Raw genomic sequence first — 12842 nt, forward strand, 5'->3', positions numbered from 1 at the left:
ACGAAACCCGGCACTCGGCCGGGTTTCGCGGATCACACACTGACAGCAGAAATTACTTGCTGTTCAGCTCGGTACGGCGATTGGTTTCGCTCTTGCACGCAGGCAGCTTGTTGGTGCCCTTGTCTTCCAGCGGACGGCTGAAGCCGTAGCCATTCGGACCGGCCAGACGCGAGGCATCCACACCATTGCTGGTCAGGAAGTCATACACGGTCTTGGCGCGACGCTCAGACAGCTTCTGGTTGTAGCCTTCCTTGCCGCATTGGTCGGTGTGACCGGCCACTTCGACTTTCAGCTCCGGATAGCGCTTCAGGATTTCGGTGGCTTCGTTCAGGATCGCCACGGCGTCCGGACGCAGGGTCGCCTTGTCGAAGTCGAAGTTCACGCCCTTCAGATCGATCGACACCGGCACCGGGCAACCGTCCGGACCGATGGTCTGACCGGCCTGCGAGCCCGGGCACTTGTCGTTGCAGTTATTGACGCCGTCACCGTCGTCATCCATATCTGCACAGGTCTGCTGCGGGGCGGCCGGGGCCGGGGCAACCGGGGCCACCGGCTCTGGGCCGAGGGCCAAGGTCATGCCGACCGATGCCAGCAAATCAGTGAACTGGTTGTATTGCTTGCCGTTATTGGCTTGCTGATCGTCAAAATCAACGCGGGTGCCCACTTCGGTACGCAGATTCATGCGGCCGAAGTCGAACTGCAGGCCGGCACCCAAGTTGACGGCAAGATTCGAATCCTTGTGCTTCCACGGCGAGGTCGGCAGCGGAACGATGAACTCTTCTTCATGGCGCTGCCAGCCGAGGCCGCCGCGCAAGTAGGGCCACCACTTGGAATCAGCGTTACGGAAGTGGTAACGGCCATCCAACGACACGCCGTACTGGCTCCACAGGAGATTGGGGTTGGCGGTCTTGCCCGGGTTTTGATAGTTCAACTCGGTTTCCAGCGAGAAGCGCGGGGTGAGGAACTTGCCAAAGCCCAGAGTCAACGCGAGAGTGTCTTCGGTATTGCGATTGCTGTCTTGGAAATTCACGCCGGTCGAACCCGACACATACCAGCGATCATCGAACTCCTGGGCAGACGCAGCCTGCGCCAGACCCAAGCCACCCAGCAGGGCAGCACAGAGGAGTTTCTTATTCATATTCAGCTCCTTGATTCAGTTAAAGAAACCACGACGCAGCGTAAAAAATATTGGCGCTTCGGACATCTTGAGTCCAGCTGCAAGCCCATCCGAGCATCGAACGGACACGCGAAACCCCGTTAACACTAACATAACAGTCAAGATTTGCAACCTTACTTTTCGACAAAATGCATGGCCTGTCCTTACTGCATGCAGCCAACCGTACGCATCGGTATGCTACAGGCATGACAACGCCCTACCCACACCTCTTGGCCCCACTCGACTTGGGCTTCACCACTCTGCGCAATCGCGTGCTGATGGGCTCGATGCACACCGGGCTGGAAGACCGCGCCGCCGACTTCCCCAAGCTGGCGGCGTACTTTGCCGAACGCGCCGAGGGCGGCGTAGGGCTAATGGTGACCGGCGGTTTTGCCCCGAATATCCGTGGCTGGCTCAAGCCCTTCGCCAGCCGGATGTCGATGCCTTGGCATGTGCGCCGGCATCGGCAAGTGACCGCAGCCGTGCATGACCACAGCGGCAAGATTTGCCTGCAATTGCTGCATGCCGGGCGCTATGCCTACCACCCGTTATCGGTGGCGCCGTCGAAATTGAAATCGCCGATCAACCCGTTCACTCCGCACGCACTGAGTGCACGCGGCATCGACCGGCAGATCCGTGACTTCGCCACCGCCGCTGCACTGGCACGCGACGCCGGCTACGACGGGGTGGAGATCATGGGCTCGGAAGGCTATCTGCTGAACGAATTCACCACCGCCCGCGCCAATCGGCGCAAGGATGCGTGGGGCGGTGATGCCCACCAACGGATGCGCTTTGCGGTGGAGATCGTGCGCCAAGTGCGCGAAGCCTGCGGCCCGGATTTCATCCTGATCTACCGCTTGTCCTTGCTGGATCTGGTCGAAGGTGGCAACGGCTGGGGCGACATCGTTGCGCAAGCGCATGCCGTGCAAGCGGCTGGTGCAACCATCCTCAACAGCGGGATCGGCTGGCACGAGGCGCGCATCCCCACCATTGCCACCTCGGTGCCACGCGCCGCATTCACTGGTGTTACCGCCAAACTCAAGCCACACGTGGGCATCCCGGTCGTGGCCAGCAACCGCATCAACATGCCGGAGGTGGCCGAAGCGGTCCTGGCCGCCGGTGGCGCCGACATGGTATCGATGGCGCGCCCGCTGCTGGCCGACCCGCAGTGGGTCAACAAAGCCCAGCGTGGCGAAGCCCATCGCATCAACACCTGCATCGCCTGCAATCAAGCCTGCCTGGATCATGTGTTCGAAAACAAGCGCGCCAGCTGTTTGGTCAACCCGCGCGCTGGCGCTGAAACCGAGTTGAACTACGGCAACACCAATACGCCGAAAACCGTTGCCGTGATCGGGGCTGGCCCCGCAGGCCTTGCCTGCGCCACGGTGGCTGCCGCGCGCGGGCACAGCGTGACCTTGTTCGATGCGGCAACCGCGATTGGTGGCCAATTCAATCTGGCTAAGCGCATCCCGGGCAAGGAGGAGTTCTTTGAGACCCTGCGCTATTTCGGCCAACGCATCATCGAGACCGGCGTCAACTTACGGCTCGATACGTGGGTCGATGCGAACGCCGTGCAAGGGTTTGACGAGGTAGTAATCGCCACCGGTGTGACGCCGCGGGCAATCGACCTGCCCGGCCATGACCATGCCAAGGTGGTGAGTTATCTGGATGTCCTGGAAGGCCGCGTTGTGACCGGTGACAAGGTCGCCATCATCGGTGCCGGCGGGATCGGATTTGATGTGGCCGAATATCTGGTGCAGGCCGATGGTTCGCCCACGCTGGACCGCAGCCGCTGGATGGCCGAATGGGGCGTTGACGCCGACTTCGAGGCAGCCGGTGGACTGGTTGCTCCGCAGCCAGAGCCGGCAGCGCGCCAGGTCTGGTTGCTGCAGCGCACGCCAGGCAAGCTTGGCGCGAAGTTGGGCAAAACCACCGGCTGGATCCATCGCGCCACACTCAAGGCCAAGACGGTCAAGATGCTGGGTGGGGTGGACTATCTGGGCATTGACGATGATGGCTTGCGGATCCGTGTGGACGGCAGCGAGCAACTGCTGGCCGTGGATCACGTGGTGCTGTGTGCGGGCCAATTGCCGCGCCGCGAACTGTTCGATGCCCTGCTCGTGCAAGGCCGCAACCCGCATCTGATCGGCGGCGCAAAACTCGCCTCGGAACTGGATGCCAAACGCGCCATCGACGAAGGCAGTCGGCTGGGCGCAGCTCTTTAGAATGACGTTAATGCAGAACAAAAATTCCAATCCAATCAGGAAGTTCCATCCCAACCATTCAGCTGACGTTAGGGGAACACCCCCTACCGTGCGCCAACTTTCCGCCTGAAGACCGCCCCCGCGGCATCCCTCATTCAGGTTCACCGGCACGCCACCCGCACCCTGATCCGGGACGGCGCGCCCGGGCAAAGGCCGCCATAGAGCTGCCGCCCTCCCCAGTACGCCATGACGCCTGTGGTTCGCATTTCGATGCGGTTCCCAGCGCCGCAACGGAGCAAGGAGTCTCATCTATGAAACTGGCTTGGATTCTCTGGCTGTCGCATGTCCTGCCGCAGCCTGCTGCTGATTCGCTGTGCCTGTCCACCACCGTGTATCTGGAGGCCCGCGATCAATCCGCGCTGGGCCAACAGGCGGTGGCGGAAGTGGCCCTACGTCGCCGCGACAGTGGCCTGTGGGGGCGCAACCTGTGCCAAGTGGTGACCGCACGCAAGCAATTTGCGCCGACGCTGCTGTCGCCACAAACGCGCCTGTCCAATATCGAGGCGTGGACCGAAGCAGTCTCGGTAGCGTTTGCCTCCGAGCGCAATTGGGCGCTTCCGCGCAGCCAGCGCAAGCTGGTGGTTCCGGGTGCCAGCCATTTCGCCGCCACCGCGATCGCCAGCCCCAGCTGGAACAGCGCCGATCAAGTGGCCACAATTGGCGACCACACGTTCTATCGGGTACAAAGCCTGCGCCCACGCCGCGGCAGTTGATGGCAGCCATCGCTGGCGTTGCCAGCAACACAGCGTTGCGCGCATCTTCATCGCCAGAACACCCGCCATCGTGGATAGTGACGCATCCCCAAACCGGTGTCACACCATGAAGCTCTATACCTCCCCCGGTGCCTGCTCCACTGCCGACCATATCGTGCTGCAGTGGCTCGGCCAGCCCTACGAATTCCAGATTGTCACCCGCGAGCAACGCGCAACCCCCGAGTACCGCGCCATCAATCCTTCCGGCGCAGTGCCCGCGCTGCAAGTGGGCGACTGGGTGCTGACCCAGAACTCCGCGATCCTGCATTACCTGACGGACCGCTTTCCCGAAGCCGGCCTGTGCGGCGATGGCGGCGCGCAAAGCCGCGCCGAGGTCAACCGCTGGCTGGCCTTCGTCAATGCCGATGTGCACCCGGCGTTCAAACCACTATTTGGTGCCACCCACTATCTGGAAGATCAGGCCGCCATCGACAAGTCGCACGCCAATGCGCGTGCCCAGCTGCGTGGATTGTTCGCAAACGCCGACGCGCAACTGGAAGGCAAGGACTGGATCACCGGTAGCCGCTCGATTGCCGACCCATACCTGTTCATCACCCTGCAATGGGCGAAGAAAACCGGCGTGGATTTGAGCGGGTTGGACAACCTTGCCCGCTTCGATGCACACATGGCCAATGACGCCGGCGTGCAGGCTGCCATGAAAGCCGAAGGCTTGATCTAATCCGGAAATCCCGGCAGACACAGCTGCAACAAGAAGCCACGCAATGCGTGGCTTCTTGTTTGGCCGCAGACCGAACTAGCGCTGTGCGATCGGCACAAACACTTGGTCTTCCGGGCCCACGTAATTGGCCGACGGACGAATGATCTTGCCGTCGATACGCTGTTCGATGATGTGCGCGCTCCAACCCGCGGTACGCGCCAATACAAACAACGGGGTGAACATCGCGGTGGGCACGCCCATCATGTGATAGCTGACCGCGCTGAACCAATCCAAGTTTGGGAACATTTTTTTGATGTCCCACATCACCGACTCCAAACGCTCGGCAATGGCATACATTTTCATATTGCCCTGCTCGTCGGACAGTTCGCGGGCCACCTCTTTGATTACCTTGTTACGCGGGTCGGACACCGTGTACACAGGGTGGCCGAAGCCAATCACCACTTCCTTGCGCTCGACCCGTGCGCGAATGTCGGCCTCGGCCTCGTCCGGGGTGTCGTAACGCTTCTGGATTTCAAATGCGACTTCGTTTGCACCGCCGTGCTTGGGCCCGCGCAGTGCGCCGATGCCGCCGGCAATGCAGGAATGCATGTCACTGCCGGTGCCGGCAATGACTCGGCAGGTAAAGGTGGATGCGTTGAATTCGTGCTCGGCGTACAAAATCAGCGAGGTATGCATCGCGCGTACCCACGACTGCGGCGGTGGCTCGCCATGCAAAAGATGCAGGAAATGACCACCGATGGAATCGTCATCGGTCTCCACGTCAATGACACGACCGTTGTGACTGTAGTGGTACCAGTACAACAACATCGAACCAAAACTGGCCATCAGCTTGTCGGCAATATCGCGCGCACCAGGATGATTGTGGTCGTCTTTCTCTGGCGATACGCAACCCAGCACCGACACGCCGGTACGCATCACATCCATCGGATGCGCTGACGGCGGCAGTTCTTCCAAGGCCGCCTTGACTGCCGCAGGAATCCCGCGCAGCGCCTTCAGCTTGGCTTTGTAACCCGCCAACTCTGCCTTGTTCGGCAACTTGCCATGCACCAGCAAATGCGCGATTTCCTCGAACTCGCACACATCGGCCAGATCCAAAATGTCATAGCCGCGATAATGCAAATCATTGCCGGAACGGCCCACCGTGCACAACGCGGTGTTGCCGGCAGCAGTACCAGACAGCGCGACGGATTTCTTGGGCTTGAAGCCGGGAATGCTGGGTTCGGTCATGAGGTGCCTCCGGTGGTGTGTGCATTGTGGTGATTGCGTGCCGCAGTATCGTTGCGAGTGACGCGCTCGAGCAGACAGTTGAGCAATTCGATTTGTTGATTTTGCAACGCCACCAACATCGCCCAATCTTGCTCACGCAAGTGGTCTAGCTTTTCGTGCACTTGCATGATTTCCAGTTCCGACTTGATGTTCACTTCGTAGTCGTGCTGCGCTTGCAGGCGATCCACATCGGCTTGGCGATTCTGGCTCATCATGATGATCGGTGCCTGGATCGCAGCAAGGCATGACAACACCAGATTCAGCAGGATGTAGGGGTATGGGTCGAAGGCGTTGAGCAGGAAAAATGTATTGACCACCATCCAGACCACCAATCCGAACAGGAAGGTGAGGATGAACGACCAACTACCACCGATTTTCGCCACGCGATCGGCCACGCGCTCGCCCAAGCTGCGCGACTGAAGAACCTCACGCTGGATATTGCGTGCCACGCTACCGCGCTCAATAAAACGCTCGACCACTTGCCGTTCATCGTCGGGCAGCTGCTCAAGCTCTTTATGCAACAACCGTTGTGCGGTGCTGCGGCGGTCAGCGCGGGTTGTAGAAAATGGATTGATCATTGCCGCACTCGGTTGAGATGCACATCCTCATGCAAAGGGGCATGCCGCATACACATGCCCAACCTGCGCCATCAGCCCGCGTTGTGTTGCGCAAATAGCGCATCAAGCTTGTCTTCGTAGGCGTGGTAGCCCAGGAAGTCATACAACTCGGCACGGGTTTGTAGGGTGTCGATAATGGCCTTCTGCGTGCCTTCTCGGCGCACGGTTTCATAGAAATGCAGGGCGGCCTTGTTCATCGCACGGTAAGCGCCACAGCAGTACAGGGCAATGTCGACACCAGCATCGCGTAATTCGTCGGTGGTGTAGAACGGCGTGCTGCCGAACTCGGTGAGGTTGGCCAGGATCGGCACCTGCACCGCCGCCTTGAACTTGCGATAGTCGTCAAGCGACGTCATCGCCTCGGGGAAGATCATGTCGGCACCGGCCTCGACATAAGCCACCGCACGTTCGATCGCGCTATCAATGCCCTCTACCGCCGCGGCATCGGTGCGTGCCATGATCACGAAAGCGGCATCGCTGCGCGCATCCACTGCCGCCTTCACGCGATCAATCATCTCGTCCTTCGTCACCACTTCCTTGCCGGGACGATGGCCGCAGCGTTTTTGACCCACCTGATCTTCCATATGCACCGCCGCCACGCCAATGCGCTCGAAGCTGCGGATGGTGCGACCGATGTTGAACGCCCCACCCCAACCGGTATCGATATCCACCAGCAACGGCATGCCGGTGGCATCAACAATCCGGCGCGCGTCGGTGAGCACATCTTCCATGGTACTGATGCCAAGGTCGGGCACGCCCAGCGAATTGGCCGCCACACCGCCTCCCGACAGATACAGCGCACGATAGCCCACACGCTGGGCCATCAAGCCGGCATATGCGGTGATGGCACCCATCACCTGCAACGGAGATTCTTGCTGGATCGCGCTACGAAAACGTGCGCCTGCGGACATCGAAGACATGCGGGGCTCCTTGCGAAGCCTCCATTTTAGCGCGGGACCACCAGCCACGCCTGCTACAGCGCAGATCGGATCCGCTCGCGCAGCGTTGCCGCGCCCTGTGAGTCCTGTTCACCCAACACGCCCCGCTGCTGTTTGGGGATATGTGCGACTGCATCACTGTCACCAAACACATAGTGCTCAAACAGCGCACGCCAGTTTTCCCGCAACGGCGCAGGCAGACTGTGCAACGCCAGTCGGGCAAGCAATAGTGCATCCATGCCCGATGCCGGAGGCGGCGGCATCCACCAATAGTTGATCAAGCCGTTGAGCACATCCAATGATTCAACCTGGTGCCACCACAACGGGGGTACGTACAGTGCATCGCCAGGCTCCAACACGGCCACCACGGCGTTGTCCAACGCTTCGCGTAAGCGTGGGTGACGATCAAAGTCTGGCTGGTCTGGGCGCGCCAGAGTGATCGCCGCGCCCGTTGGCGCAAAATCCAGTGGCCCGATATAAAGGTTGGCCACCTGCCCGGTGGGAAACAACGTGAATCGGCGTTGCCCACAAACGGCCACGGCAATATTGTGCGAGACATCAAAATGCGCCGGGGTGGTCACCCGGTTGCCGACCCATAACCGCGGCAACACCGCTGCCGGCAGGCAAGGCATCCGATGATTGGCAACAAATGCAGGCATGCACTCGGTGATCAATGCACTTTGCAGCGCCACCCCCGGCACGACGCCCTGGCTGCGACTAAACGCCGCCAAGCGCGTCAGGACATCCGTCAGGCTAACCTTGAAGTGTTGATAGTTGAAACCATCACCGACAGCGTTGTAGCCCACCACGCCATTGGCCTCGGGCGGCAAGTGCAGCACATCCACTGCTGTGCCACTATCCAGCGCTGCCAGCGCTTGCGCGAATGCACTGTGTGATTGATACGCCGCTTGCACCAATGGCCAGTCCCGACACAAGCCGCGCAGTACGCGTGGCTGACCCGCAGCGACAACATCGGCAAGCTCGAATGCCTGCGAATCAACGCACTGGCCGTTGCCGTATTCCTCGATCGGGCTACTCATACGATTGCATTTTCGATTGCGCTTGCAGGAGTGAATGAAAAGTGGCGCATAGCCATCGCCGTGGCCGGATGCGCAGGTGAGATGGGAGCCGCCGGCAGCCCCGCCTTGGCACAGAACTGCACAAATCGAGGATCCGTGCGCAAGTTCACCATCAGGGGATCAAACAGCAACAGACTGATCCCGGCATCACGATTCGCCCATGCCCGGTCCAGCCAAAAGAAAGCCTGGTCAGCCTCGCCACGCAGCGCTTGCACCTGCGCGATTTGGTAGGCGGCTTTGCCGGCCTGATGCGCGATCAAGTCGGCCAAGGCGGCGTCGGCAGCCTTGCGGTCCTGGCCAATCTGCAAGCTGCGCGCCAGTGCCGCATTGCGCCAATCCCCTGCATGCTCCAACTGCGCTTCATGCATTGCTGCAGCCGCATCGCCGCGCAAGATTGCAATGATGGCCAACTGCTCTTGATTGCCAAACATCCCCGGTTGCAATTCGGCAGCTTTGTGAAACTTGGCGGCGGCCTCGTCGAGCCGTTGCAGTGACATCAAGTAGGTGCCAAGTGCATGCCACGCACGCGCGTTGAGACTATCGTTGACCAATGCCTGTTCGGTCAACCGGGCCGCAACGGCAGGCCGCCCCAGGGTGGCCTCTACCTCCCCTAACGCAATCCTGGCGGCGTCATTGCTGGGATCCAGTTGCAGTGCGCGCTGAAAGTCCGCCTCGCCGCGCCGCCAATCGAAATCGGCCCAAACCCGCAAGCGGCCACGCGCAAGATAGGCCAGCGCCGAATCGGGTGCCAGCGCTAATGCCTGCGCCGCTTCTTTGCGTGCCATGGCATAGGCATCACGCATTGCATCACCCTCTAAAAAACGACCGGCCAAGCGGGTGGCGACCAATGACTGTGCGGCGTGCGCATTCGCGTAACCGGGGTCGATCTTGCAGGCCTGCGTGTAGTAGTCAATCGCCTTGCGATAGTCTGCTTCGCTGCCGCGTGCCTCGTAGAAACTGCCCTGCAGAAATGCATTGTACGCATCCAAATCACCGCTCGCAGGACGATCTCCGGTAGTTGCGCGGCGCGAGCCCGGCACCAGTCTTGCTTGCAGCGCGTGCACGACAGATGCGCTGATTTCATCCTGCAACACAAACAAATCGGCGTACGGCCGCTCATAACGCTGCGACCACAGCGTGCTGCCGTCCTGTGCCCGAATCAATTCCAGCATGACTTCGATGCGCCCGCCCTGCCGCCGCACACTGCCACCCAACAAATGTGCGGCACCCAGCTGCTTGCCGATGCTGTTGCTGTCTTCGTGGCTGTCACGAAACTTGAACGTCGAGTTGCGGTTGATCACTTTCAAGCCATGAAACCGCGACAACGCCGCAATCAAATCCTCTGACAGACCATCGGAAAAATATTGCTCCTGCGCATCACGATTGGCATTGACCAGCGGCAGCACGGCAATCGAGTGATCTTGCAATGCCAGCATGCGCGGGTGCAGCACGAACTTGTTGGCCAGCAGCACCAACGTGGCAAGCGCCAGCACCAGAATGATGAGTCGATCCAGTTGCTTGCCGGTCAAATGGGTGACCGAATCGCCCGCTGCGATATCGCTCTCGCGCTTGATTCCGCTGGGCGTCCACTCATACAACCACGCAAAGGTCATCGCAAACGGAAACCCCACCACGGCCGCAATGACGATCCAGCGCACCGCCCAGTTCGGCACGTCAAATAGCGAAGACAACTGGGTAACCACCTCGACCAGCAGCCACGCAGACGCCGCGTAAAACGTCGCCGCACGAAACACATTGCGCCGTCGTAATTCACTGATGAACGATGCGCGCCTGTTCACGGAGCCACCGCCTTGCCAACGGCTGCAGGCCGCCCCCCCAACGACGCCACCATCACCCCCTCTCCCGTCTCCGGCAGTCCAACCTTGCGGCAAAATGCAATGAAACGCGGATCCGCCTTGTAGCGCAGGATGAAAGGATCAAACCAGATCCGGTTGATGCCAGGATCCCGGTTGGCATACGCGGTATTTAGCCATTCAAATACTTTGTCCGGCTGTTGCCGCAACGCATAGGTCTCGGCAATTTGGAAGGCGGAGATGTCGGCCTGGGTGTCGATCAAGTGTTGCAAGGCGGCATCGGCGGCATTCCGATCGTGGCCGATTTGAGTGACGAAGGCTTGCGCGATCTGCAGCCAACCGCCTTCGTCATTGACTTGATTGACTGCAGCTGTCGCCGCAACTTCGTCATCCCGCTGAATCGCGATCATCGCCAACTGCACGCGCTCGAAGCCAGCCCCCGGCTGTAATTCAATCGACTTGCGAATGGCCTGCTCTGCCGCGTCCAACTGGCCAAGACCGGACTGGAAGGCCGCCAACAATGTGTAGCCCTCCGAATACAGCGGATCGCTTTCGATCGAACGCCTGGTCAACGCGATCGCCTGGTTCAAATGACCCAGCGTTGCCAACAGCAAGCCCAACTGGGATTGCACATCGCTGCTGTTGGGGGCCAGCGCCAACGCTTTGCGCAATTCTGTTTCCGCGGTCGCGAAATCCATATCGGCATTCAACACAAGATAGCCGCGCGCAGCATGCACACGTGCCAACTGCGGCCCCAAGCGCAAGGCGGTCGCCGAGGCAGTTCTGGCCTTGGCATAGGCCACCAGCGCTGCATTTCCGGACTGGTAGTAACCTGCCAAGTCCGTCTGCGCACGGGTCAGGCCGGCATATGCCAGCGCGTAGTTTGGATCCAGCCGAACCGCCGCCTCGTACGCATCAATCGCCTTGCGATAGTCGGCCTCGCTGCGACGCTGAAAATAGAATTCGCCCTGCAAATAGGCGTTGTACGCCCCAAGATTTCCGCTCGGCGGGTGGTCACTTTGCGGTACCGCGCCGGGGATGCTGACCAGCTCCGCTTGCAGCGCTGTGGCTACGGCGGTGGTGATTTCTTCTTGCAAGGCAAACAATCCGAGATACGGTCGTTGATAGCGCTGCGACCACAGCGTGTCGCCATCGCGGGCCTTGATCAGCTCGATATTGATACTCACCTGCCCGCCAGCCCTGCGTACGCTGCCCTCCAACAAGTACGCCACACCCAATTTGCGGCCGATGGCAGCGCTATCGGGGCGATTACCGCGAAACTGGAACGAGGAGTTGCGGCTGATCACCTTCAGGCCACTGAATTGGGTCAATGCAATGATCAGGTTCTCGCTCAGCCCATCAGAGAAATACTGTTCCTTGCCATCGTTGTCACTATCAATGAACGGCAGCACCGCAATTGATTTATCCATCCCTGCATCAGCATCCCCACGCGGCATGAAGGTGTCCACCAGCAAGAAGACCACGATCAAGCTCAGCACTCCGATGATCCAGGTGTTCAACTTCCGCCCGGTCTCAACGGTGATCGAGTCCTCTGGTGCAACCTCGTGTTCACGCTTGAGGCCGTCTGGTGTCCATTCGTAGAACCAGGCCACCAGCATCGCCAGCGGAAATCCCGCCACCAACGCCAGCACGAACCAGCGCAACACCGCAGTATCAATGCCGAAATACGGTAGCACTTGGGTTGCCACTTGCATCAGCAACCACGCTGCTGCCGCATAAAACGTGGCGGCACGCAGCACATTGCGGCGCCTGAGTTCGGCGATCAGATTCACCAGCCAGCACCGCACGTACGCCGCACCCAAGCTGGCCGCCGGTGATGTGCGGACAGGGATCGCATTTGCAGCGCCATCGCCCCCCTCCATGTATCTAGATTGAGTGCCCCACGTCGGCTTCCGGAGTTACACCATGCTTCCCTGTCAAAATACACGCAAAAAGGGCCGGCACATGGCCAGCCCTTTGAGGTACTGCAAATGAAACGGCGGCGTGTACTTACAGCAAATGCGCCACGCCGGCGCGCTCCTCTTCCAACTCAGCCAAGGTCTTGTCCATTGCCGCACGGCTGAAGTCATCCACCGGTAGGCCTTCCACGCGGGTGTATTCGCCGTTGGCGCAGGTCACCGGCACGCCGTACATCACGCCCTCCGGGATGCCGTAGCTGCCGTCGGACGGCACGCCCATGGTCACCCACTTGCCGTTGGTGCCCAGCGCCCAGTCGCGCATGTGGTCGATGGCGGCGTTGGCGGCCGAGGCGGCCGA

General features: G+C 60.3%; 10 protein-coding genes and 1 pseudogene. 3 read left to right on the forward strand and 8 right to left on the reverse strand.

Features of this window, described 5'->3' with window-relative positions; all coding sequences use genetic code 11:
• Positions 1-52 precede the first annotated feature (52 nt).
• Entirely contained in the window at positions 53-1138 is a 1086-nt protein-coding gene (locus QWB57_RS04995) for an OmpA family protein (protein ID WP_288968584.1), read from the reverse strand.
• A 224-nt stretch (positions 1139-1362) separates the two neighbouring features.
• Between QWB57_RS04995 and QWB57_RS05000 the strand changes: the two genes are divergently transcribed.
• From QWB57_RS05000 to QWB57_RS05010, 3 genes are all read left to right on the forward strand, one after another.
• On the forward strand, positions 1363-3381 hold the full coding sequence (locus QWB57_RS05000) for an NADPH-dependent 2,4-dienoyl-CoA reductase (protein ID WP_288968586.1): 2019 nt from the start codon (positions 1363-1365) through the stop codon (positions 3379-3381).
• Positions 3382-3671: 290 nt separating this feature from the next.
• Complete coding sequence (locus QWB57_RS05005) at positions 3672-4133, forward strand: cell wall hydrolase (protein WP_223626462.1); 462 nt, start codon at positions 3672-3674, stop codon at positions 4131-4133.
• 106 nt (positions 4134-4239) lie between these two features.
• Positions 4240-4851, forward strand: coding sequence for a glutathione S-transferase N-terminal domain-containing protein (locus QWB57_RS05010; protein ID WP_223626459.1), 612 nt, complete (start codon positions 4240-4242; stop codon positions 4849-4851).
• A gap of 75 nt (positions 4852-4926) precedes the next feature.
• Here the strand turns inward: QWB57_RS05010 and prpC are convergent, their stop codons facing one another.
• The 7 genes and pseudogenes from prpC to QWB57_RS05045 all read right to left on the reverse strand — a co-directional run.
• On the reverse strand, positions 4927-6078 hold the full coding sequence (prpC, locus tag QWB57_RS05015; protein WP_223626457.1) for a 2-methylcitrate synthase: 1152 nt from the start codon (positions 6076-6078) through the stop codon (positions 4927-4929).
• Positions 6075-6695: a DUF1003 domain-containing protein gene (locus QWB57_RS05020; protein ID WP_223626455.1), complete on the reverse strand. Its 621-nt coding sequence runs from the start codon at positions 6693-6695 to the stop codon at positions 6075-6077. The genes prpC and QWB57_RS05020 overlap by 4 nt, the downstream gene beginning before the upstream one ends.
• Positions 6696-6766: 71 nt before the next feature.
• The gene (gene prpB, locus QWB57_RS05025; protein ID WP_223626453.1) at positions 6767-7654 is read right to left on the reverse strand and encodes a methylisocitrate lyase; all 888 of its coding nucleotides are present in this window, start codon (positions 7652-7654) and stop codon (positions 6767-6769) included.
• A gap of 53 nt (positions 7655-7707) precedes the next feature.
• Positions 7708-8712: a cupin-like domain-containing protein gene (locus QWB57_RS05030; protein ID WP_288968588.1), complete on the reverse strand. Its 1005-nt coding sequence runs from the start codon at positions 8710-8712 to the stop codon at positions 7708-7710.
• Entirely contained in the window at positions 8709-10550 is a 1842-nt protein-coding gene (locus QWB57_RS05035; protein ID WP_288968590.1) for a tetratricopeptide repeat protein, read from the reverse strand. Before QWB57_RS05035 ends, QWB57_RS05030 begins: the two co-directional genes overlap by 4 nt.
• A complete protein-coding gene (locus tag QWB57_RS05040; RefSeq protein ID WP_223626444.1) occupies positions 10547-12358 on the reverse strand; it encodes a hypothetical protein in 1812 nt (603 codons plus the stop codon). The genes QWB57_RS05035 and QWB57_RS05040 overlap by 4 nt, the downstream gene beginning before the upstream one ends.
• Positions 12359-12575: 217 nt before the next feature.
• Positions 12576-12842: pseudogene (locus QWB57_RS05045) on the reverse strand (malate dehydrogenase); the annotation flags it as partial.

The sequence above is a fragment of the uncultured Thermomonas sp. genome (assembly GCF_937872235.1).
Taxonomy (GTDB): Bacteria; Pseudomonadota; Gammaproteobacteria; order Xanthomonadales; family Xanthomonadaceae; genus Thermomonas; species Thermomonas beijingensis.

Bases quoted from the DNA above. Each gene is read 5' to 3' on its own strand.
- QWB57_RS04995 (WP_288968584.1), bottom strand. From the start codon at position 1,138: ATGAATAAGAAACTCCTCTGTGCTGCCCTGCTGGGTGGCTTGGGTCTG.
- QWB57_RS05000 (WP_288968586.1), top strand. From the start codon at position 1,363: ATGACAACGCCCTACCCACACCTCTTGGCCCCACTCGACTTGGGCTTC.
- QWB57_RS05005 (WP_223626462.1), top strand. From the start codon at position 3,672: ATGAAACTGGCTTGGATTCTCTGGCTGTCGCATGTCCTGCCGCAGCCT.
- QWB57_RS05010 (WP_223626459.1), top strand. From the start codon at position 4,240: ATGAAGCTCTATACCTCCCCCGGTGCCTGCTCCACTGCCGACCATATC.
- prpC (WP_223626457.1), bottom strand. From the start codon at position 6,078: ATGACCGAACCCAGCATTCCCGGCTTCAAGCCCAAGAAATCCGTCGCG.
- QWB57_RS05020 (WP_223626455.1), bottom strand. From the start codon at position 6,695: ATGATCAATCCATTTTCTACAACCCGCGCTGACCGCCGCAGCACCGCA.
- prpB (WP_223626453.1), bottom strand. From the start codon at position 7,654: ATGTCTTCGATGTCCGCAGGCGCACGTTTTCGTAGCGCGATCCAGCAA.
- QWB57_RS05030 (WP_288968588.1), bottom strand. From the start codon at position 8,712: ATGAGTAGCCCGATCGAGGAATACGGCAACGGCCAGTGCGTTGATTCG.